Source organism: Arthrobacter ruber, from assembly GCF_002954225.1.
GTDB lineage: Bacteria > Actinomycetota > Actinomycetes > Actinomycetales > Micrococcaceae > Arthrobacter_D > Arthrobacter_D ruber.
The window spans coordinates 281,640-302,263 of sequence record NZ_PPTH01000017.1 but is presented as its reverse complement, the minus strand read 5'-3'; the positions used below and the strand labels follow the sequence as shown (position 1 = coordinate 302,263).

The following is a 20,624-nucleotide window of genomic DNA, read 5'->3' as shown; positions in this document are numbered from 1 at the left end:
GCATCGCAACACACAGGAGCCCCGGGACCGGAAGGTTACCGGGGCTCCTGTGTGATGCAGGGCCACTGCCCGGTCAGGTCGTCGACGCCGCCCGGTGCTCCTGCGCCAGGCTCCTGTACTGCTCGGCGTTCGCCTTCACGCCCTCCACCTCGTCGTCGGTGAGCTCCCGGCGGACCTTGGCGGGGACGCCGGCAACGAGCGACCGCGGCGGGACCACTGTGCCCTCGAGGACCACCGCTCCCGCTGCGACCAGCGATCCCGTCCCGATGACCGCGCCGTTCATGACCGTGGCGCTCATCCCGATGAGGCAGTCGTCCTCGATGGTGCAGCCGTGCACCACGGCGCCGTGTCCCACGCTGACCCGGTCGCCGATGACCGCCGGATACCCGGGGTCGGCGTGGACCACGACGTTGTCCTGCAGGTTGGTGCCTTCCCCCACCCGGATGGGTGTGGTGTCCGCGCGAACCGTGGCGCCGTAGAAGACGCTCGAGTGTCCGCCCAGAACCACGTCGCCGATCAGCGTCGCCGTCGCAGCGACGAACACCGTCTCGTCCACGCGGGGTGTGTTCCCGCGGAAGGGGATGAGGCTCATGCCGGCACCAGCTTTCGGTCGATCATCCGGCGGCCCCGACCGGGACGCCTCGCGAGCAACCAGTCAATCAGCCACTCGCAGATCAGTCATCCTCCTGCCTACCGCACACCGGCCCGACGGCGCCGGTCATTGCCCGAGCGCAGGTCCCGGTTCAGGCGCCGGTCGCCGTGGTACAGGATCGACTCCCAGTCCGCCTCCGCGGCGGTCTTCGGGACGACCTTCGACTCCTCGACCTTCTTCACCCGCGGCGCCACGTACAGCCAGTTCAGGACGCCGAGCCACATGTCCACGAGCGAGTTCTTGATCCCGATGTAGGCGCGGATGGCACCGGCGGCCAGGACGGCGTTCAGGGCGGCGAAGACGGCGTTGCCCCAGTTCCTCTCCATCACGTCCCGGGCGAGCGTGAGCAGCGAGAACGCCACGATGGCGTACGGGATCACCACGTAGAGACCCGGCGCCGCGGTGCGGTCCTTGACCTTCGGCGTGCGCACGAAGGGGATCTTCTCCCCCGTGAACGCCTGCTGTATGGACTTCAGCACGCCGGCGAGGTTGACCGGCAGCAGCACCAGGTTGAAGCCGTAGATCCGGAAGATGTCCGAGAAGCGGTGCCCGCAGTCCCGCAGGTCGCTGCCCATCGCCAGGAAGTACGGGGCCGCGGCGAGGAACACGACGGGGCTCAGGAGCCGGCTGTCGTACGGGTACGCCAGCAGGAACAGCAGCCCGAAGCTCGCCCATGCGATCGACGCCATGTAGTTCACGCGCAGCAGCACCTCGCGGGCGAGCACCTGCTCGCGGAGGTGACGGCGTCGTCGTAGCTGGTTCCACAGCTTCGGCAGGATCAGCAGCCCGCCGTTGGCCCAGCGCCGGCGCTGGACCACGAGGGACCCGAAGTCCGGCGGGGTGGCGCTGTAGCTGAGGCGCTCGGGGTAGTTCATGAGAGTCCACCCGTGGGTGCCGAGGTCCACGCTGGACTCGGTGTCCTCGATGACCGTGCGGTCCTGGATGTAGGTCTTGATCTCGAAGCCGCCCACGTTCTCGACCTCCACGATGTCCTCCACCGCCCGCTTCCGGATGACGGCGTTGGCGCCCACCCAGAAGGTGGCCCCGTAGTAGGACTTGCCCTGATGCAGGATGTGCTGGATGTCCGTCGTCGCGCCCGCCACTCGCTCGATACGCGTCGGCGCACCCCGGAAGGACGAGTACGGGGTCTGCGTGACGGCGATCCGCTCGTTGCCGGGCGATTCCAGCAGGTACACCAGCCGCACGCAGTAGTCGCGCAGCAGCAGCGAGTCGGCGTCGAGCGTGAGCAGATAGGTGGAGTCGGGCACGTCCAGGACGTCGTCGCCCTCCGGCTCCTCCCCGTCCGCGAGCGGACGCAGCACCGTGCCGGTGGCCACCTCCTCCTTCCGCCACCGCTGGCCCATGAGCGAGATGTAGGCGTTGAGGTTCATGGCCTTGTTCGCCTCGTGCGAGAGTGACGCGTAGGCCTTCCGCTCGAATGTCTCGAGCCGCGTGTTGAAGATCCGCACGAGCCGCAGGTACTGCTCGCGGATGCGGTCGGGCCGCGGGCACTGCTCCTGCACCAGTGCGGCGTCGAGCGCGAACATGGTCAGGCGGAGCTCGCGCGCGAGTCCCATGATCACGAGGTCCACGAAGAACTCGTCCACGTGGTCCTCCACCGTCTCGGCGTCGGCCATGTCCTCGAGCCACAGGGCGGCGGACTCGTACGCCGCGATGAGCGGAGGCAGGTCGTCGCACGACGGCGGGGCGTCGGCGCCACGTGCGGCGAGGTCCGCCTCGAATGCGGCCAGCGCAGCGGTGGCCCGCGTGGACGGTTCGAGGAGGGCCGACTCGATCTCGAAGGACAGCGCCCGCGTGGCGTCGAGCCGCTGCCGGATCACGGGATCCGTGGGGTGTGGCGGATCGTCGAGGAGGAGCACCACGCGGATGTTCGGGAACTCCTGCAGCGCCGCGGACCAGAGCGTGGCACGCACGACGGCGGGCTCCTCGGCGTAGGAGGGCACCAGCACGGTGATGCCCTCCTCGTGGTGTGCGAAGTGGCGGTCCAGCTCGCCGCGCGGTACGCGCCGGTGGTCCCGGAACCGGTACAGCGCACCCTGCCGCGCCAGCAGGTACATCAGCGCGGAGAACGTCAGAAAGGTGACGACGATCAGGTACGACGCCGCCTCGATCTGGAACCGGAACCCCGCGTCCGGGTTGTTGGCGAACTGCCGCAGGATCGTCGTGACGATGTACGTGAGCCAGGCCAGCACCGTGACCGCGATACCGATCCGGCCGAGGGCGATCTTCCGCGACGACGGCGTGGGGTGCACGATCGACAGCGGCTCGGAGCGCCGCTCGGCACCCCACTGCCGCCGCCGGGCCGGCGCGGTGACCGTGGCAGCCGCGGCCACCTGCTCGCGGACCGTTTCGGCAGCATCCGACGACGGCGCAGCAGTCGCCCGGGTGCCCGCGGCCGCGCCGCTCCGGGCACGCGCCCATCGGCGGGGCGTGGCGGACGCGGTGGCATCGCTGTGTCTGGACATGGCTACCTCTGCACTCAGCGGACGGGTGGACACACGGCGTCGCCCCCGCGACATGCAGCGCCACTGTCTACCGTCGGATCGCTCGCCATCGGCGTTAGGCGAAAGAATGACGTGGGCCATAATTTCCCTTACGCTTCAAGCGTCTCGCGCACCTGGGGTGCGCTCTTTCGCCTCGTTCGGGGCTGTTCTCCTGGGGTCCATGTGTCTGCACGCTTTCCCGGCCGGAAGCTCTCCGTCCTCCGCCTCTCACTCCTGTCCGTCGTCGTCGGTGGTCTCGCCGTCGGCGGGCTCACCGGCTTTGACCGCTGGGAGGACGCCCGCGCCGCGGAGAGCACGGGCGCATTCTTCGCGGGGTACGTGGACGTCACCGCGACGCCGTCCTACGAGTTCGAGGACCCGGCGGCCGGGATCGGCGGCAGCGCGGTGCTGTCCTTCGTCGTGGCGTCCAAGACCGAGCCGTGCACGCCGTCCTGGGGGACCTTCTACGGGCTCGACGAGGCCGAGGCCGCGCTGGACCTGGACCGCCGCGTCGCACGGCTCACGCAGGACGGCGGCGAGGTCATCGTGTCCTTCGGCGGGCTCCTCAACGACGAGCTGGCCACCGCCTGCACGGATCCGGAGGACCTGGAGGACGCGTATGCACAGGTCATCGACCGGTACAAGCTCTCGACCGTGGACCTCGACATCGAGGGCGAGAACCTGAAGGACACCGCCGCGGGCAAGCGCCGCGCCGAAGCCCTCGCCGCCCTGCAGGCCGAACGCGCCGGCGGCGACACGCCGCTCAACGTCTGGCTGACCCTGCCGGTCGCGCCGTCCGGGCTGACCACGGACGGGACCGCCGCCGTCGCGCAGTTCCTCGAGGCAGGCGTGGACCTCGCCGGGGTGAACGTCATGACGATGGACTACGGCGGAAGCCGCCCCGAGGGCACGAGCATGCTGACGGCGTCCCAGAATGCCGCCGACGCCACCCACCGCCAACTGCAGGTGCTGTACGAGCGGGCGGGTATCGACATCGGGCCGCAGGCGGCCTGGCGGAAGATCGGGCTGACGCCGATGATCGGGCAGAACGACGTCAAGGGCGAGGTCTTCACGCTCGACGACGCCAAGGCCTTCAACACCTTCGCCATCGAGCGCGGGGCGGGCCGGATGTCCATGTGGTCGCTGAATCGCGATGCCACGTGCAGCGAGAACTACGCGGACACCACCGTGGTCTCGGACTCGTGCAGCGGGATCGACCAGGAGGGCCTGTCCTTCGCCGCGCTCCTCGGCGCCGACTTCGAGGGCCGGGCCTCGACCCTCGCCGAGGAACCCGTGGTCGAGGAGTCACCCGCCGCCCTGGTCGAGGACGATCCCGAGACGAGCCCCTACCCCATCTGGTCCGACGTCGGCACGTACCGCGAGGACGACCGTGTGGTGTGGCACGGCAACGTGTACACGGCGAAGTACTGGACGCAGGGCGACCTGCCGGACGATCCCGTGCTGCAGGCGGAGGAGACCCCGTGGACGCTGCTGGGTCCGGTGCTGCCGAACGAGCGCCCCGTCCCGGCGGTCACCGCGCCGGCCGGCCTGTTCCCCGCGTGGGATCCGAAGGCGGTGTACGAGAGGGGCGACAGGATCCTGGTGGACGGCCGCGTCTTCGAGGCGAAGTGGTGGAGCCAGAGCGACAGCCCGGAGGCGGCGGAGCAGGGCTCGGACGCCTCGCCGTGGCAGAAGCTCGACGACGCGGCGGTGCTGAAGATCGTCGAGGAGAAGTCGGGCTCCTGACCGGTCAGTCTCTTGCCGCAAGGATTCGGATCCGGCAGGGGGAACGCCAGTGCCTGGTGACCGACCATGATCTACAAGCTGGCGTGAGCGGAGATGGCACCATGCACGCGGATCAGCAGAATCACCTCCCGGCCCCTTCTGTAGGGGTAGGAGTCGGAACAGTCGAGGAGTGGGCTGGTGCAGTCAGACGATCGGGGTCACCAGATGCGCCCGGAGCCGTCACAGGGTTCCAGAACCGGTCGATCGCGAAGTTGGCTTCGGGACGATAGTCGTTCCTCGCGTAGGAGTCGAAATAAGCTGCGTGCTCTTTCGAATCGAAGAGATAGCCGGCTTCGTTCCACACTCGGAGTATGAAATGAGTAGCATCCGCCGGGTTGTACTCAATGGACCACTCCTGTCCGTCGAGCAGGACTCCCTCCTGACGGAGTTGGTCGTCTGTGGGCCCATCATCCCCTGAGGGGGAGGAATGGACCCGAATAAGTACCTCCCAGAGGGCCTCCGCTGTGGCTGTGTCGACCGCTGTTTCAGGGTTCTCGCGAAACGGTACCAACGTTGAGGTCGGGGTCGAAGGACCCTTCCGGCTGGTGAAGGCCGTAATTTCGGTCTGATACGTCCATGCTTGAGGGTGCCAAACGGCCACGACGTAGGTTCCTTCTACCATCGTCTCGTACGACACCTCGAACCCGGCGGGCACCGTGAATCCCTCCATATAGGCGAAGGCATCCTCGAGACTGGAGAAGCGATCCCCTCCCGGGCCAGAGTCCGTGTAGAGGCTAGCCGCCATACCGTCGAAAGCCCTCGCGATGCTCTTGACCCACTCGTCCAGGTACAAGCTCTCCCGAACCGCGTCGGCATCGCTATGGTGCTGATCCGTACCTGCCGTAGAAGTACCGCTTGGGGAAGCAGCCGAAGCAGACGCGGTAGGTGTGGTTGACGCAGCAGCAGATTGGGAGGCGGCACTGACGGAGGGTTCGGGGACTCCGGTAGCTGTCGTTGCTGACGAGGCAGTGGAGGGAGGCGTTTCCCCATCGCCGGAGACGAACGAGCAAGCCGAGAGGCAGGCTGCGAAAGATAATGCGATGACTACTTGTCTCCCTCGAGCGCGCATGAGAGTCCCGTCTGACGTGAAACCGTCTTTTCGAGCGCACCCAGGTGCGCCAATCATGCCACCTCATGAGTGCATCAGGCAGGTCCGATGTGGTGAGGGTCTATTGCCCTACTGGGCCACGTCCAGTGATAGTTGGCCGCCAACTCCTGACCGGTCAGGCTCGCGTTCGTGACGCGAAGGCCCCGAGGCTGTAGGCGAGGACGAGGCATGCCATCGCCAGCCCGGAGGCGACGGCGGCCACCAGTGCACTCGTCGACGTCCCGATGAGCAGGCCCGCACCGCCGAGGAGCATCAGGGTCCCGCCCAGCGTGTAGAACATGCGTTCCTTGAAGGCCCATGCGAAGGGCAGGAAGTGCACCCCGACCACGAGGGCGATCAGCGCCGGCCGGAGTTCCGCGACTCCTGCAGCCTCGAGCAGTCCGGAACCGGCCGCGATGACGGCGAACTCGGCGATCACGCACAGGACATAGACGCCGATCTGCCATCCCCGGGCGGGGACGAACGGCCCTAGGGGACGCGGAGCCACGAACAGGAACCAGAGCGTGGCCGCCACTACGGCGAGAACCAGGACGCGGGCGCCCATAGCCACCGGTCCGGTGGATCCCGAGGTGTAGGAGAAGACGAACACGCAGGCTCCTACCAGCCCGATCAGTGCCCCGAATCGTCGCGGGTCTGCCAAGCGGGGAGGAGTGCCGTCGGAACGGGGGCGCCGGGCTGTATCGACGATCATGGCCCCAGCCTCCCAGAGAGGGAGGCGGAACAACACCCTCGGCGCAGAACCCGGGGCGGTCGGCTCCGCATGGGGGCGAGCCCCACCCGCTACCGCACCGCCCTCGGATCAGCTCGAGGAGACAGCTCGTGATCGGCGCGACGTGCTGCTGGGCGCCTCGTGCTCGCGGTCTACCTGGTGAGGGTTTTCCCCTCCGCGTCGAGGTAGTCGCGCCAGGACCGCTTGGGTTCCCAGCCGAGCATCCTCTGCGCCTTCTTGCTGGAGATACCCGAGGCGTCCGTCCGGTCCAGCTCGCGCAGTTCGATCCGGTCGCCGTAGTACTTCGCGAGGATCTCGGCGAAGTCGTAGCCGCCCACGTTGTCGGGGGAGGCGATGTAGAAGACCTCGTGGCCCGGCAGGTCCGACTCCGTGGCGAGCACGATGGCGTCCGCCAGGTCGTAGACGTCGATGTAGCTCCACAGGTTGGGGCTCAGCACCGAGGCGTCCCGGATCTGCGGGCCCAGGTTGTGCTCGTAGTTGCCCTCGAACTGCACCCAGCAGGGCCGGATGGAGATGCACCGGATGTCCGCCCGACGGGTCGCGGCGTCCATGAGCTGCTCGCCGAAGTGCTTGGACAGGGCGTAGGGGTCCTGCGGGCGGATGGGGTGCTCCTCGTCCACCGGCGCGTAGTCGGGCAGGAAGTCGCGCTCGGGGAAGAAGAACCCGGGGACGGTCTCACTCGAGATGTAGACGAAGCGCTTCACACCGAAGCGGATGGCCGCTTCGAGGACGTTGAAGGTGGCCATCATGTTGGTCTGGAACACGACATGGGGCGGATTGCCCGTCGGTTCGGGGATCGCGGCGATATGCACGACGGCGTCAGCGCCGTGGACCACGGCGTAGGCCTCCCCCGCGTCGGTGAGGTCAGCCATCGTGTACCGGGGCGCATCGCCGGTCTTCCGTTCGAAGCCCGGTCGGGTGAGATCGGTGGCGTGCACCTCGTGGCCTGCGTCGATCATCGCCTGGGTCGTGGCGCGACCGACCTTCCCGTGGGCGCCGGTGATCAGGACCTTCATGGTGTCTCCTCGGATTGCTGGGTGTCGACCCCGGTGCTCTCGCTGATCTCCCGCCATTCCTCGAGCGAGGCGAGCTGAGCCCGCAGGACGTCGGTGTGGGCGGAGGTCGCGTCCGCCCCGAGCACGAGCACCTCGGGGGTGTCGTCGGATTCCACCGCGGTGATGATGGCTGCCGCTGCCTTGGCGGGGTCGCCGGGCTGCGTGCCGTGGCTGGTGTCGTTCTCCTTGCGGCGCTTGCCGGCGGTCTCGGCGTAATCGTCGATGGCTTCCGGGGACTGCTGGAGGGACCGGCCGGAGAAGTCCGTCCTGAACCCGCCGGGTTCCACCACCATCGCCGTGATACCCAGGGGTTCGAGTTCCTTGCGCAGCGATCCGGTGAGCCCCTCGACCGCGGACTTCACGGCCGCGTAGTACCCCGAACCGGCGGGGGTGATCCTCGCGCCGATGGAGGACAGGTTGACGATGGTGCCCGAGCGGCGGGACCGCATCTGGGGCAGGACGGCCTTGATCGCATCCACGGTGCCGAAGAAGTGCGTGTCGAACAGGGTGCGCACGTCGCCGTCGTCGCCCTCCTCCACGGCGGCGCGGTACCCGTACCCGGCGTTGTTCACCAGCACGTCGATCCCGCCGAACGCCTCGGTCCCCCGTGCGATCGCCGAGCGCAGCTGGTCGGGGTCGGTGACATCGAGGGAGAGGGCCAGCGCCGCATCAGGGTACGGGGCTGCGAGGTCCTCCACCGTCGCGGCATCGCGGGCCGTGACCACCACGTTGTTCCCGCGCTGCAGGGCGGCCTCGGCGAGCGCGCGTCCGAGTCCCGTCGAGCAGCCGGTGATCAGCCACGTGGCCATGATGCCTCCTCCGAAGCGCCGACGCTCTGCCGGCTACGGGTCCAGTCAACGTCATGGTCAGGGTTTGTGCACCACCCGCGACGGAACGGGCTGCTAGCCCATGTAGGTGTAGGAGCCGCCGGATACCGGGCGGGGTGCCGCGGTGGTGACGTAGCCGCTGCAGGCGGCAGAGGTGGGCCTGCGCGAGGTGTAGGTGCCCGTCGTCGCCTCGTTCCGCGGCGTCCTGCGCGCCGTCGTGACGTAGCTCCCTGCGGAGGGGACGGGCACCATGCTGCTGCCGGAGGTAGGGCGGATGTCGGTGCGGGTGGAATCGATGAGGGTCATGATGTCTTCCTTGTGGGTGTATCCGGGCATGACGGCATGAGGACGCGAGAACGTATGCCCGGAAGGGAGGCGCCGGACCCTGATGGGTCGACGCCTGGGTGGTATGGATTTAGTCGTCGTCGGTGGACGCGGCCGTGCGGCATTGCTCGCACAGGCCGTTGAACGTCACTTCGGCGGCGAAAATGGTGAAGCCGGAATTGTCCGATGGCTCCAGGCAGGGTGCCTGCCCGATCACGCAGTCGACGTCCCGGACGGTCGCGCACCGAATGCAGACAAGATGGTGGTGGTTGTCCCCCACCCTGCACTCGAACAGGGCCGGTGACCCCGGAGGGTCGAACCGGCGGACCAGCCCGGCGCCCGTGAACGCCGCGAGGATTCCGTAGACGGCTTGTGGGGACGTGCTCGAGAGCTCGTCCTTCACGCCGTCGAACACGCGCTCGGCGCTCGAGTGCGGAAGCTGCTGCAGGGCGCGCAGCACAGCGACCCGGGGCGCCGTCACCTTCAGCCCCGATGCACGGATCATCTGCCGGAGCAGATCCGTGTCGGAGAGGGAAGAAGGTGCGGTGGGCATGGATAACACTGTACCGTTTGTTTTGAACTACTCAAAACAAACCGTTGTTGAGAGTCCGTTGTGAGGAGCACCGCATGACCGATGTCGCCAGCCAGCCGCCCGCCAAAGGGGACGACCGTCCCGTCCTGACCAACCGCCAGGGCCACCAGGTCTACGACAACCAGAACTCCCGTACGGTCGGGGCCCGCGGCCCGGCGACCCTCGAGAACTACCAGTTCCTCGAGAAGATCACCCACTTCGACCGCGAGCGCATCCCGGAGCGCGTCGTCCACGCCCGCGGATTCGTGGCCTACGGCGATTTCGAGGCCACGGGCATGGTCGGCGACGAGCCGATCGCCACCTACACCCGGGCCAAGCTGTTCTCCGAGCCCGGCAAGAAGACCGACGTCGCCATCCGCTTCTCCTCCGTCATCGGCGGCCGTGACTCGTCCGAGGCCGCCAGGGATCCCCGCGGCTTCGCCGTCAAGTTCTACACGGAGGACGGCAACTGGGACCTGGTGGGCAACAACCTCGCCGTGTTCTTCATCCGCGACGCCATCAAGTTCCCCGACGTCATCCACTCCCTGAAGCCGGACCCCATTACGTTCCGGCAGGAGCCCGCGCGCATCTTCGACTTCATGTCGCAGACCCCCGAGTCGATGCACATGCTCGTCAACCTCTTCAGCCCGCGCGGCATCCCGGCGGACTACCGCCACATGCAGGGCTTCGGCGTCAACACCTACAAGTGGGTCAACGCCGACGGCGACACCAAGCTCGTGAAGTACACGTGGCAGCCGCAGCAGGGCGTCAAGAGCCTGACCGAGGAGGACGCCGCCAACATCCAGGCGACCGACCTCGGCCACGCCTCGAAGGACCTCTTCGAGGCGATCGAGCGCGGCGACTACCCCAAGTGGGACCTGTACGTGCAGCTGATGGAGGACCGCGACCACCCGGAGCTCGACTTCGACCCGCTCGACGACACGAAGACCTGGCCCGAGCAGGACTTCGAGCCCAAGCTCGTGGGCACCATGACCCTGAACCGCAACGTGTCGGACCACCACAACGAGAACGAGCAGATCTCCTTCGGCACGGGCGTGCTCGTGGACGGACTGGACTTCTCGGACGACAAGATGCTCGTGGGCCGCACCTTCAGCTACAGCGACGCCCAGCGCTACCGCGTCGGCCCGAACTACCTGCAGCTGCCTGTGAACTCGGCGAAGAACGCGCCCGTGCACACCAACCAGAGCGGCGGGCAGATGTCCTACGCGAGGGACCTCGCTCCCGGGCAAAACCCCCACGTCAACTACGAGCCCTCCATCACCGGCGGCCTCCGCGAGGGCGAGTACCCCACGCACGACGACCAGGGCCCCGAGATCCAGGGACGGCTGACGCGCAAGCGCATCCCCCTCACCAACGACTACCTGCAGGCGGGTCAGCGCTACCAGCTGCTCGAGCAGTGGGAGAAGGACGACCTCGTGGGCAACTTCGTCACGCTCATCGGGCAGGCGGCACGCGCGGTGCAGGAGCGCATGGTCTGGCACTTCTACTTCGTGGACGACGAGCTCGGAGCCCGCGTGGGCGAGGGCCTGGGTATCGGCCTCGACGAGGTCAAGGACCTGCCGCCGCTGGCCAGCCAGACCCTGTCCGACGACGAACTGGCCCGCCTGAAGAACCTGGGCAACAACGGTCTCCGGAACGTCGAGGGCCTCACCATGACGCACTGCGTGCCCAACGAGCACGTCGTCGTCACCCGCTAGACAGGCCCCTCGAACAGCAGTTCGAACAGCCGCTGAAACAGGGACGGCGGGTCGGTTCCCACGGAACAGACCCGCCGTCCTCGGTGTTGTACAGGGTAATGATGACAGCCCAGGAACTGGACCTGACCACCCTCTCTCCTACCCGCCTGTGGGTCCCCAAACACGTGATGATCACACGGGCTGCAGCCGAACTCCCGCACACCGCCGAGATCGTCCGGCGGTGCGAGCGCGCCGGGGTCGACGACATCCGGTTCCTGTCCGGGAACGCGCTGACGGGCCTCCGCGGCGCCACCGAGCGCGAGACGTACGCGTCCGCGAAGAACACGCTCGCGGTGGTCGTCGCTCCACCCAGTGCCCTCAAGCCGCAGCCGATCCCGCCGAGCGCCGACTGGCGGATCGACCTCGCCAAGGGGTGCCCTGCCCACTGCCAGTACTGCTATCTCGCCGGATCCCTGCAGGGCCCGCCGGTGACCCGCGCGTACGCCAACCTCGATGACGTCCTGGACGGCATCCGCACGCACGCCGGCAGGGGGTCCGTCACCCGCGGGACCATCGAGCGCGGGGACGAGGGGACGACGTTCGAGCTGTCCTGCTACACCGATCCCCTCGGCATCGAGAGCGTCACCGGCTCCCTCGCCGCTGCCATCTCACGGGTCGGCGCGGGTGAGTTCGGGAACGACGTCCAGCTGCGCTTCACCACCAAGTTCGACGACGTCGGTGAGCTCGTGACCCTCGACCACGGACGCCGTACCCGCATCCGGTTCTCGGTCAATGCCGCCGAGGTGGCCAACCGCTTCGAGGGCGGCACGGCGCGCATGCCCGCGCGCCTCGCCGCTCTCCGCGCGATGGCGACCGCTGGCTACCGGGTGGGCCTGACCATCGCCCCGATCATGCCCATTCCCGGCTGGCGGGAGCAGTACGGGGCACTGCTCGACGACGTCGCCGCGGCCGTCGCCGGTATCGAGGACCTCGATCTCACGGCGGAGATCATCACGCACCGCTTCACCCCCGCCAGCAAGGAGGTGCTGCTCGGGTGGTACCCGAGGACCAAACTCGAGATGGACGAGGACCTGCGCAGCCAGAAGCGCTCGAAGTTCGGCGGCGTGAAGTACGTCTACCCGAAGCAGACCATGACCGAGATGCGCGGCTGGTTCACGGAGGAACTGGAGCGGCGCCTGCCGGCCGCCAAGCTCCTCTACTGGACCTGACCCACACCGCGGTGAGCGCCGATCGCGCGTTCTCCCGGTTCACGTGCGGGGTGTAATCTCGCCACTGCGAGGACCCGCGGGCGAGGATCGGGAGTTGCCATGACAGCGATCGACGGAGCATCCGGTGGACTGATGCCTGCAGCCCCCGGACGGCGGAGCATTCGGTCCGCGCCCCGCAGCGGCGCCGATCCGGCGCACCCCCTGATCGCCTCACACGAGGCCGAGGTGAGGTCGCGGGTGCTGAAGGCGGCCAGCACCCTGGTGGACCGCCTGACCTACGACGCCGTGACGATCGACGCCGTCGCCCGCGCCTCAGGCGTCAGCAAATCGACCCTCTACCGCTACTGGCCCAGCCGGCAGCTGCTGGTGCTGGAGGCCTTCACCTACAAGACCAACCTCCTCACGGACGTCGAGGACACCGGGGACGCCGAGCGCGACCTCCATTCCTACCTGGTGGCGCTCACGTACTGCCTGAAGGTGGGCGGTGCGGCATCCACCGTCGCCAATCTGCTCGCCGAGGCGATCCGCAGCGAGGACTTCGCCGTGCAGTTCCGGGAGACGCTGATCCGCGAACGCCGGCAGGGATTCCTCGCGATCCTCCGCCGCGGTCAGCATCGGGGCCAGATCCGTCACGACGTCGACCTCGTGACCGTCGTCGACGCCGTCTACGGATCCATCCACCACCGGCTCATCGCAACGGGGCAGGACATCGACGGCGCCTTCCTCCGGAGCCTGACCCGCTTCGCGATCGACGGCACGGCCTCGGCCGCGTATGCGGCTGCTGTCCGCGCGAGGACCTGAGCACGCGCTGAAGGCAGCGTACGACCGGGGCGCACGAGGCCGCCCGGTGGAACGATCGATGCCACTTCGTCCCATTCCTTCGTCCGTCGCCGGTCTCCGGCGTGATGGTGGTTCCACCAGCAACCGCTGCTGGGACCACCACCCGAAGGACTGGACGTCATGACCACGAGAACCGCCGTCGCCCGCACCGATCTCGGTAGCCGACACCCCCAGCTGTACCGCGCACTGGCGCCGCTCGCGAGGCTCGCCGACAGGACCGCCATCGAGGAGGGCCTGTCACCACTGCTCGTCGAACTCGTGAAGCTACGCGCCTCGCAGGTCAACGGCTGCGCGTTCTGCCTCCGCATTCACGCCACTGATGCCCTCGCCAAGGGCGAGACACCCATCCGCCTGAGCGTGCTCTCAGCCTGGCGCGAGAGCGAATACTTCACCGAGCAGGAACGCTCCGCTCTCGCCCTGACCGAATACCTCACCCGGATCCAGGACGCACACCACAACTCGGGGCTGTACGCCTCGGCAGCCGCGCACCTCACCTCGGGACAGATGTCCGCGGTGGCGTGGATCGTCATGGCCATCAACGCGTACAACCGGATCGCCATCAGCAGCGGCTACCGCGTCATCCCCTGACCCGGACCCTCGACCGCTCACCTGCCCGAACACGCAGATCCGCCGACATCGGCATCGGTAACACAGCAACCGGACGGCGCACCAGGCGCCGGCACATCAGACAGAATTCGGAGGCGCATCATGCGCAAGATCCTCATCATCGGCGGCGGTTACGCCGGCTTCTACACCGCATGGAAGCTCGAGAAGTACCTGAACCCCGGCGAAGCACAGGTCACCCTCGTGGACCCGCTGCCCTACATGACGTACCAGCCGTTCCTCCCCGAAGTGCTCGCCGGCTCCATCGAGGCCCGCCACAGCGTCATCGTCCATCGGCGACACCTGAAGAAGACACGCATGGTCACCGCCAGGGTGGACTACCTCGACCATGCCCACCGGACGGCCACACTGCACTTCTCCGACGGACACAGCCGCCAGGAGTCCTACGATGTCGTCGTCGTCACCGCCGGCGCCGTCACTCGCACCTTCCCCATCCCCGGCATCGCCGATCAGGCGATCGGGGTGAAGAACATCGAGGAGGCGGTCCTCATCCGGGACACCCTGCTGCGTAACATCGACGCAGCGGCCGCCCTGCCGCCCGGTCCCGGACGGGAGAGACTCCTCACCGTGGTGTTCGTGGGAGGCGGGTATGCGGGCATCGAGGCCTTCGGCGAACTCCGGGCCCTCGCGACCGCCGCCCTGAAGAAGTACCCGGAGTTGACCCTCGCCGAGACGCACTTCCACCTCATCGAGGCCACCAGCCGGATCCTGCCGGAAGTCTCCGAGAAGACCAGCCGCTGGGTCCTGCGGCACCTCGACGACCGCCAGGCCTTCATCCACCTCTCGACACAGGTCACCTCCGCGACCGACCGGCGGATCACGCTGTCCACCGGTGAGACGCTCGACGCCGGACTGCTCGTCTGGACCGCAGGTGTCATCGCCAACCCCCGGATCACCAGGAACACCGACCTGCCGGTCGACGAGCGGGGCCGCATCATCGCTCGCGCCGACCTGCGCATCGGCTTCCCGGACGAGCCGATTGCTGACGCATGGTCCGCCGGCGACAACGCAGCCATCCCCGATCTGACCGGGGGCGGTGTGGGCGGTTACACCGTCCCTAACGCCCAGCACGCGATCCGGCAGGCCAAGCTCCTGGCCAGGAACATCCGCGACACGCTGCACGGCGGCGTGGCGCATGAGTACTTCCACCGCAACCTCGGAGCGGTCGCCACCCTGGGCCTCGGATCGGGCGTCTTCCAATCCGGACCGATCGTCGTCAAGGGCTTCCCGGCGTGGATCATGCACCGCGGCTACCACGTTCTCGCCATCCCCACGTGGGAGAGGAAGTGGCGGGTGCTGTGGGGGTGGTGGAACAACTTCTGGCTCGGGCGCGACACCGCCGGCCTACGCGGCCTGGAGACGCCGCGGGCGTCGTTCGAGGAAGCAGCCTCCTACAGCCGGCCGAACGCACCTCGGGCGGCCGGGCAGGACGGTCCTGTCGGCCGCCTGGTCCCGCTCCCAGGTAGTCACAAGGCACCGGCACCCTGACTACAGCGGACGCTCCCGGCAGCCAGAAGCTGCCGGGAGCGTCCGATCGTTCAGCTACTTGCGTGCGCCCGCGCTGGTGTTCGCGTCGTCGTCGGCCTGGGGGTCCGCATCTTCGCCGTCGGGAACCGCGGTGGCCACTTGGTCGCCCTGCACCTGGTCGCGCTGGTTCCTGCCGCCGTCGCCCCGGGTCTTCAGCAGGCTCGCCACGGTGGCGACGGTGATGGTGGCGGCGATGAACAGCAGCGAGAACCAGATGGGGATCTCGGGCACCCAGAGCAGCGGCTCCCCGCCGTTGATGAAGGGCAGCTCGTTCACGTGCAGCGCGTGGAAGACGAGCTTCACGCCGATGAACCCGAGGATGACGGCGAGGCCCTGCGCCAGGTAGACCAGGCGCTCGAGCAGTCCGCCGATGAGGAAGAACAGCTGCCGCAGGCCCATGAGCGCGAAGGCGTTGGCCGTGAAGACGATGTACGCCTCGTTCGTCAGGCCGTAGATCGCGGGGATGGAGTCGACGGCGAAGATGAGGTCCACGAAGCCGATCGCGATGATGGTCAGCAGCATCGGTGTGGCGTAGCGCGTGCCGTCCTTCTTCACCGTCAGTTTCGCCTCGTGGTACTCGTCGGTGACGGGCAGGACGCGGCGGACGAGCTGCATGAACTTGCCGTTGGCGGGGTTGGACTCGTGGCTGCTGAAGGCCTGGCGGTAGGCGAGGACGAGCAGCAGGGCGCCGAAGATGTAGAAGATCCAGGAGAAGTTCTCGATCAGGCTCGCGCCGATGGCGATGAATCCGCCGCGAAGGATCAGGGCGATGATGATGCCGATCATCAGCACCTTCTGCTGGTACTTCTTCGGCACCGCGAAGCCGGTCATCACGATGAGGAACACGAAGAGGTTGTCGATCGACAGGGCCTTCTCGGTCAGGTAGCCGGCGAAGTACTCGCCGCCGAAGTCCCAGCCCGACACCACGCCGATGCCGACGCCGAACAGCAGGGCGAGGCCGATGTAGAAGGCGGACCAGCGGGCGGATTCGCCGATGGTCGGTTCGTGGGGTTTGCGCACGTGCGCGAAGAATTCGTAGACGAAGAAGAGGACCGTCACGGCAAGGGTGATGAACCAGATCAGGGGTGTGACCTGCATGAGGGGGGCTCCCAAGGGTAGGCGTCGGACATAGGCGCCAAGGTCTCCTCCGTCCGGCCGGAACCGGGACCGATGGCCCGGGATGCATTGCTGCATCCGTAGTGACGGGTCCATCGCAATCGGGAGTACTCCCCTTGATACGTCCATGCTAACGCATGGGGTATCTCCCGTCATTCCCTGGTGTCGCGGGTGGCTAGGCTGGGTGGATGGCCACAGTCATCCTTGTGCGGCACGGCCGCACCACAGCGAACGCCTTCGGACTCCTGGCCGGCCGGACTCCCGGCGTCAGTCTTGACGAGATCGGCCGCGACCAGGCGGCCGTGACCGGCGACCGGCTCGCGGCCGTGCCTCTCGTCGGCGTGGTGTCGAGCCCTCTCGAGCGGTGTCAGCAGACCGCCCGGTTCATCCTCGACCGGCAGACCGGCGCCCCGCACGCGCCGCTCGACGCCGATCTCACCGAGTGCGACTACGGCCAGTGGCAGGGCCGCCTGCTGAAGGATCTTGCGACCGAACCCCTGTGGTCGGTGGTGCAGTCGCAGCCGTCCGCCGTCGTCTTCCCCGGCGGCGAGTCCATGGCCGCGATGCAGGCCCGGTCGGTGGCAGCCATCCGACGCCGTGATGCGGCCTTCGAAGCGGAGCACGGGCCCGGCGCCGTGTGGGTGGCGGTGAGTCACGGTGACATCATCAAGTCGATCCTCGCCGACGCGTTCGGCATGCACCTGGACCTGTTCCAGCGCATCGACGTCGGCCCCGCCTCCGTGTCGATCGTGCGCTACGGCACCGGCCGGACGACCGTCCACGCGACCAACACCGACGCCGGGGACCTGTCGTGGCTCGCGGCCAGCGCCGCCGCCGGCGATGCGCCGGTGGGCGGTGGCGCAGGGCACACGGCGCCGCCAACCCCGTGACCCTAAAATAGACCTATGCCTACAACTGTTCACGAGTTCGCCTGGCCTGACCGCGTCGTCATCGGCACCATCGGCGTTCCCGGGGAGCGCACGTTCTACCTGCAGGTACGCGCAGGGAAGCAGATCGTGAGTATCGCCCTGGAGAAGCAGCAGTCGGCCCAGCTCGCCGAGAAGATCGACGAGATCCTGGACCAGCTCGTCACCCTCGAGGGCAACCCCTTCAGCGTTCCCACGAGCACGCCGATCGAACTCGTCGACAACGACCAGCTCGAGACGGTCGAGGAGCAGTTCCGCACCGGCGTCATGAGCCTGGGCTGGGACCCGACGACGGCGCAGATCGTCGTCGAGGCCTACCCGATCGCCGAGGTCGAGGCCGACGACGACGGCTTCCTCGCCGACGATGACGACGACGACGCCTCCGAGGTGCTGCGGGTGCGGATGCCGGTCGGTACCGCCCGAGCCTTCGCCAAGCGCACCCGGGAGGTCGTGGGTGCCGGGCGTCCGATCTGCGTCATCTGCGGTCACCCCATGGACGCCGACGGGCACACCTGCACCTTTCCCGAGGTCTGATGCCGGTGCCTGACCTGATGACCGCCGAGTTGACGCTCACCGGGCGTATCACGACGGCGTCGAACGCCACCTTCCTGGGCGGCATCGGCGACACGGCGGTCGTGTACAAGCCGATCAAGGGCGAGAAGCCGCTGTGGGACTTCCCCGACGGCTTCCTGGCCCACCGGGAGGTGGCCGCCTACCTGATCTCGGAGGCCTTCGGCTGGAACATCGTGCCGCGCACCTGGCTGCGCGATGGTCCGTTCGGTGAGGGCATGGTGCAGCTCTGGCAGGAGACGGACCCCGATCAGGACGCCGCGGACCTGGTCGCGGCGGACGACGTCCCGGAGACCGGCTGGAAGCAGGTCCTCGAGGGCCAGGATGAGAACGGGCGGATTGTCGCCCTCATCCACGAGGACACGCCGGCGCTGAGGCGCATGGCGGTGTTCGACGTCGTCGTCAACAATGCCGACCGGAAGGGCGACCACATCCTCGAGATGGCGGACGGGCACCGCTTCGGCGTGGACCACGGGCTGACCTTCCACAGCGACCACAAGCTGCGCACGGTGCTGTGGGGGTGGCTGGGTGAGGCGCTGACCGCCGAGGAACTCGACGGCATCGACCGTGTTCGCGAAGGGCTGCGGGGTGAGCTGGGCCGGGATCTGGCGGAGTTGCTCACCGCCGAGGAGATCTCTTCGCTCGCCGCGCGCTGTGCCGCCCTGCGCGCGACCGCGCGGTTCCCGGGCCCGAGGGGTGAGATGCCGGCGGTGCCCTGGCCGCTGTTCTAGGCTCACTGCGGCCAAGGGCTTCGCTCCCGCAGCTCACTCAATGGTGCGTTTCGATCCTGCAATCGGACAACCGATAATTGACCTTATGTCAGGTAGTGGTTCGGGGAGGGGCTGAAACCCCTCCTATTCCGCGCTTTCGGATGCGATCTCGTCAAAGGCTGCGGCAAGTTCATCGGCGGCCGGCAGGGCTCGTCGTTCCGCGGCCGGCAGGGTTTCGTACGTGTAGGTGGATACGGCCATTGGTGACTCGGAGCGGCCGAGGGCGTAGCGGACGGTGTGGTCGTTCTTGCTGCCGCAGATCAGGATCCCGACGGTGTCGTTATGTGCCTCGCGGCGGAGCTTGTCGTCGACCAGGGCGACGTAGAAGTTCAGTTTCCCGGCGTATTCGGGCTGGAACTTCCCGGTTTTGAGCTCGATGACGACGTAGCGCAGCTGCTCGACGTGGAAGAACAGCAGGTCGATGTAGAAGTCATCTCCCTCGACCTCGAGGTGTACCTGCCTGCCGACGAACGCGAACCCGGGACCAAGCTCCCGGAGGGTGTCGACGATGCGGTCCATAAGGGCCTGCTCGAGATCCCGTTCAGCGACCTCGCCGGACAGCCCGAGGAATTCGAAGGCGTAGGGATCCTTGGCTGTCTGCTGGGCCAGCTCGGAATCGCCCGCTGCGAGCTGGCGGCTGAAGTTCGACGGTGCTGTGCCGGTGCGCTCCATCGACTTATTCATGACCATGTTCGCCAGCACGTTCCGGGACCAGCCGTACTCCACCGCTGCGGCGGCGTACCAGTCACGCGATGCCTGGTTGTCGAGCTTGTCCAGAAGCAGAACGACGTGGCCCCAGGGCAATTGTCCAACAGGCTGTTGGACAATTGCGTCCTCGTTCCAAGCGGCCGCGAAGGCCCGCATGTACTGCAAGTTGCTGCGCGATAGACCGGTCATATCCGGGAACTCGGCCCGCAGATCATCCGCCAGCCTCTTCATGACCCCGGTCCCCCACCCCTGGCGCTCACGCCGGATCAGAATCTCGTGACCCAGGTGCCAGTACAGCTCGATCAGCTGCGTGTTGACCGTCCGCCGGGCTCTCTGGCGAGCACGCCGCACGCGGTCTTTCAGCGCCTGCAGGGTCGAGCCATACTCATCAGGCAGGGCGACGTCAGAGGTTGTCATGCTTCGATCCTTTCAGAACCCCGCTGACGCGCCGAGTCATAGAGTCGCCCCCGAGCCCCTGATGAACGCAGACCGCCGTCATCGACGTCGAGGACGGCGACACCGCCGAAGGCTTCGACCTGCCCGGGGCGATCCTCGAAGAAGAACTTCTGGTACAGGTCATCCCCGTGCAGGAAGACGAGTTCGCCTGCATGTCATGCTTCCTCGTCCATTACCGGACCCAGCTCGCACGCGAAAAGGCCGGCGACAAGTACTGCGCCGAGTGCGAAGGGGGACCACCAGCCCGCCAGTACACAACTGACGGATGCGAGGCACCACCCCACCGTCCGTCGCTGCACGCGCTTCTTCAGCAACAAGTGGAGCTATCTGGAACCACCCCTGGCAGCCTTCGGCATCGGGGCCTTACAAGGAACACCCTTTCCGTCACTTCTCGGCGCAATCGCCTGCTTTGCTAGCGCCACTTCCTCCCTTCAATTCGGTGAAAGGATGATCAGAGATCTTCGATGCGGGTACCGGTACGAGAACTAAAACCGACACATAGTTGAGGCCCTGAAATTCGGCAACCAACGATGTCAGACGCCCCGCGAGCACCTCGTTGAGAATCTGGTCGTTCACCTCATGTCAACTGAGGATGACGCAGCCCG

At 67.4% G+C, this 20,624-nt stretch carries 20 protein-coding genes and 1 pseudogene; 10 read left to right on the top strand and 11 right to left on the bottom strand.

The window, feature by feature from the left end; genetic code table 11:
• Positions 1 to 73: 73 nt before the first annotated feature.
• The gene (locus CI785_RS12520) at positions 74 to 592 is read right to left on the bottom strand and encodes a gamma carbonic anhydrase family protein (RefSeq protein WP_105032422.1); all 519 of its coding nucleotides are present in this window, start codon (positions 590 to 592) and stop codon (positions 74 to 76) included.
• 98 nt (positions 593 to 690) lie between these two features.
• Positions 691 to 3,138: a glycosyltransferase family 2 protein gene (locus CI785_RS12515; protein WP_105032421.1), complete on the bottom strand. Its 2,448-nt coding sequence runs from the start codon at positions 3,136 to 3,138 to the stop codon at positions 691 to 693.
• Between the two features lie 201 nt (positions 3,139 to 3,339).
• Here CI785_RS12515 and CI785_RS12510 point away from each other — a divergent pair, with 201 nt between their 5' ends.
• A complete protein-coding gene (locus CI785_RS12510) occupies positions 3,340 to 4,902 on the top strand; it encodes a chitinase (protein WP_105032420.1) in 1,563 nt (520 codons plus the stop codon).
• A 121-nt stretch (positions 4,903 to 5,023) separates the two neighbouring features.
• Here CI785_RS12510 and CI785_RS17165 read toward each other — a convergent pair whose 3' ends face one another.
• The 6 genes from CI785_RS17165 to CI785_RS12485 form a co-directional block, all read right to left on the bottom strand.
• The gene (locus tag CI785_RS17165; protein WP_157940263.1) at positions 5,024 to 5,734 is read right to left on the bottom strand and encodes a hypothetical protein; all 711 of its coding nucleotides are present in this window, start codon (positions 5,732 to 5,734) and stop codon (positions 5,024 to 5,026) included.
• A 430-nt stretch (positions 5,735 to 6,164) separates the two neighbouring features.
• Complete coding sequence (locus CI785_RS12505; RefSeq protein WP_157940262.1) at positions 6,165 to 6,740, bottom strand: DUF7010 family protein; 576 nt, start codon at positions 6,738 to 6,740, stop codon at positions 6,165 to 6,167.
• A 170-nt stretch (positions 6,741 to 6,910) separates the two neighbouring features.
• Complete coding sequence (locus CI785_RS12500) at positions 6,911 to 7,795, bottom strand: NAD-dependent epimerase/dehydratase family protein (RefSeq protein ID WP_105032418.1); 885 nt, start codon at positions 7,793 to 7,795, stop codon at positions 6,911 to 6,913.
• Positions 7,792 to 8,643, bottom strand: a complete 852-nt coding sequence (locus CI785_RS12495) for an oxidoreductase (RefSeq protein WP_105032417.1) — start codon at positions 8,641 to 8,643, stop codon at positions 7,792 to 7,794. The genes CI785_RS12500 and CI785_RS12495 overlap by 4 nt, the downstream gene beginning before the upstream one ends.
• Before the next feature lie 93 nt (positions 8,644 to 8,736).
• The gene (locus tag CI785_RS12490; protein WP_105032416.1) at positions 8,737 to 8,967 is read right to left on the bottom strand and encodes a hypothetical protein; all 231 of its coding nucleotides are present in this window, start codon (positions 8,965 to 8,967) and stop codon (positions 8,737 to 8,739) included.
• A 109-nt stretch (positions 8,968 to 9,076) separates the two neighbouring features.
• The gene (locus CI785_RS12485) at positions 9,077 to 9,538 is read right to left on the bottom strand and encodes a Fur family transcriptional regulator (protein ID WP_105032415.1); all 462 of its coding nucleotides are present in this window, start codon (positions 9,536 to 9,538) and stop codon (positions 9,077 to 9,079) included.
• Positions 9,539 to 9,612: 74 nt separating this feature from the next.
• Here CI785_RS12485 and CI785_RS12480 point away from each other — a divergent pair, with 74 nt between their 5' ends.
• From CI785_RS12480 to CI785_RS12460, 5 genes are all read left to right on the top strand, one after another.
• Positions 9,613 to 11,274, top strand: coding sequence for a catalase (locus CI785_RS12480; RefSeq protein ID WP_105032414.1), 1,662 nt, complete (start codon positions 9,613 to 9,615; stop codon positions 11,272 to 11,274).
• Between the two features lie 101 nt (positions 11,275 to 11,375).
• Positions 11,376 to 12,482, top strand: coding sequence for a spore photoproduct lyase family protein (locus CI785_RS12475; RefSeq protein WP_105032672.1), 1,107 nt, complete (start codon positions 11,376 to 11,378; stop codon positions 12,480 to 12,482).
• A 99-nt stretch (positions 12,483 to 12,581) separates the two neighbouring features.
• On the top strand, positions 12,582 to 13,283 hold the full coding sequence (locus CI785_RS12470) for a TetR/AcrR family transcriptional regulator (protein ID WP_105032413.1): 702 nt from the start codon (positions 12,582 to 12,584) through the stop codon (positions 13,281 to 13,283).
• Positions 13,284 to 13,442: 159 nt separating this feature from the next.
• A complete protein-coding gene (locus CI785_RS12465) occupies positions 13,443 to 13,910 on the top strand; it encodes a carboxymuconolactone decarboxylase family protein (protein ID WP_105032412.1) in 468 nt (155 codons plus the stop codon).
• 120 nt (positions 13,911 to 14,030) lie between these two features.
• Positions 14,031 to 15,434, top strand: coding sequence for an NAD(P)/FAD-dependent oxidoreductase (locus CI785_RS12460; RefSeq protein WP_105032411.1), 1,404 nt, complete (start codon positions 14,031 to 14,033; stop codon positions 15,432 to 15,434).
• A 54-nt stretch (positions 15,435 to 15,488) separates the two neighbouring features.
• Here CI785_RS12460 and CI785_RS12455 read toward each other — a convergent pair whose 3' ends face one another.
• On the bottom strand, positions 15,489 to 16,571 hold the full coding sequence (locus tag CI785_RS12455; protein WP_105032410.1) for a TerC family protein: 1,083 nt from the start codon (positions 16,569 to 16,571) through the stop codon (positions 15,489 to 15,491).
• 206 nt (positions 16,572 to 16,777) lie between these two features.
• Between CI785_RS12455 and CI785_RS12450 the strand changes: the two genes are divergently transcribed.
• Genes CI785_RS12450 through CI785_RS12440 form a run of 3 tightly spaced genes read left to right on the top strand, consistent with a single transcriptional unit; the run spans position 16,778 to position 18,816 of the window.
• The gene (locus CI785_RS12450; protein ID WP_105032409.1) at positions 16,778 to 17,479 is read left to right on the top strand and encodes a histidine phosphatase family protein; all 702 of its coding nucleotides are present in this window, start codon (positions 16,778 to 16,780) and stop codon (positions 17,477 to 17,479) included.
• A 15-nt stretch (positions 17,480 to 17,494) separates the two neighbouring features.
• A complete protein-coding gene (locus CI785_RS12445; RefSeq protein WP_105032408.1) occupies positions 17,495 to 18,049 on the top strand; it encodes a DUF3090 domain-containing protein in 555 nt (184 codons plus the stop codon).
• On the top strand, positions 18,049 to 18,816 hold the full coding sequence (locus tag CI785_RS12440; RefSeq protein ID WP_105032407.1) for an SCO1664 family protein: 768 nt from the start codon (positions 18,049 to 18,051) through the stop codon (positions 18,814 to 18,816). The genes CI785_RS12445 and CI785_RS12440 overlap by 1 nt, the downstream gene beginning before the upstream one ends.
• Before the next feature lie 123 nt (positions 18,817 to 18,939).
• Here the strand turns inward: CI785_RS12440 and CI785_RS12435 are convergent, their stop codons facing one another.
• The gene (locus CI785_RS12435; RefSeq protein WP_105032406.1) at positions 18,940 to 19,980 is read right to left on the bottom strand and encodes a PDDEXK nuclease domain-containing protein; all 1,041 of its coding nucleotides are present in this window, start codon (positions 19,978 to 19,980) and stop codon (positions 18,940 to 18,942) included.
• Positions 19,981 to 20,048: 68 nt separating this feature from the next.
• Here CI785_RS12435 and CI785_RS17550 point away from each other — a divergent pair.
• Positions 20,049 to 20,252 (top strand): annotated as a pseudogene (locus CI785_RS17550) (DUF4193 family protein); the annotation flags it as partial.
• A gap of 151 nt (positions 20,253 to 20,403) precedes the next feature.
• Here CI785_RS17550 and CI785_RS17160 read toward each other — a convergent pair.
• Entirely contained in the window at positions 20,404 to 20,595 is a 192-nt protein-coding gene (locus CI785_RS17160; protein WP_157940261.1) for a hypothetical protein, read from the bottom strand.
• Positions 20,596 to 20,624 lie beyond the last annotated feature (29 nt).

Bases quoted from the DNA above. Each gene is read 5' to 3' on its own strand.
- CI785_RS12480 (WP_105032414.1), top strand. From the start codon at position 9,613: ATGACCGATGTCGCCAGCCAGCCGCCCGCCAAAGGGGACGACCGTCCC.
- CI785_RS12515 (WP_105032421.1), bottom strand. From the start codon at position 3,138: ATGTCCAGACACAGCGATGCCACCGCGTCCGCCACGCCCCGCCGATGG.
- CI785_RS12500 (WP_105032418.1), bottom strand. From the start codon at position 7,795: ATGAAGGTCCTGATCACCGGCGCCCACGGGAAGGTCGGTCGCGCCACG.
- CI785_RS12495 (WP_105032417.1), bottom strand. From the start codon at position 8,643: ATGGCCACGTGGCTGATCACCGGCTGCTCGACGGGACTCGGACGCGCG.
- CI785_RS12475 (WP_105032672.1), top strand. From the start codon at position 11,376: ATGACAGCCCAGGAACTGGACCTGACCACCCTCTCTCCTACCCGCCTG.
- CI785_RS12520 (WP_105032422.1), bottom strand. From the start codon at position 592: ATGAGCCTCATCCCCTTCCGCGGGAACACACCCCGCGTGGACGAGACG.
- CI785_RS12490 (WP_105032416.1), bottom strand. From the start codon at position 8,967: ATGACCCTCATCGATTCCACCCGCACCGACATCCGCCCTACCTCCGGC.
- CI785_RS12460 (WP_105032411.1), top strand. From the start codon at position 14,031: ATGCGCAAGATCCTCATCATCGGCGGCGGTTACGCCGGCTTCTACACC.
- CI785_RS12435 (WP_105032406.1), bottom strand. From the start codon at position 19,980: ATGACAACCTCTGACGTCGCCCTGCCTGATGAGTATGGCTCGACCCTG.
- CI785_RS12485 (WP_105032415.1), bottom strand. From the start codon at position 9,538: ATGCCCACCGCACCTTCTTCCCTCTCCGACACGGATCTGCTCCGGCAG.
- CI785_RS12455 (WP_105032410.1), bottom strand. From the start codon at position 16,571: ATGCAGGTCACACCCCTGATCTGGTTCATCACCCTTGCCGTGACGGTC.
- CI785_RS12505 (WP_157940262.1), bottom strand. From the start codon at position 6,740: ATGATCGTCGATACAGCCCGGCGCCCCCGTTCCGACGGCACTCCTCCC.
- CI785_RS12450 (WP_105032409.1), top strand. From the start codon at position 16,778: ATGGCCACAGTCATCCTTGTGCGGCACGGCCGCACCACAGCGAACGCC.
- CI785_RS12445 (WP_105032408.1), top strand. From the start codon at position 17,495: ATGCCTACAACTGTTCACGAGTTCGCCTGGCCTGACCGCGTCGTCATC.
- CI785_RS12470 (WP_105032413.1), top strand. From the start codon at position 12,582: ATGACAGCGATCGACGGAGCATCCGGTGGACTGATGCCTGCAGCCCCC.
- CI785_RS12465 (WP_105032412.1), top strand. From the start codon at position 13,443: ATGACCACGAGAACCGCCGTCGCCCGCACCGATCTCGGTAGCCGACAC.
- CI785_RS12440 (WP_105032407.1), top strand. From the start codon at position 18,049: ATGCCGGTGCCTGACCTGATGACCGCCGAGTTGACGCTCACCGGGCGT.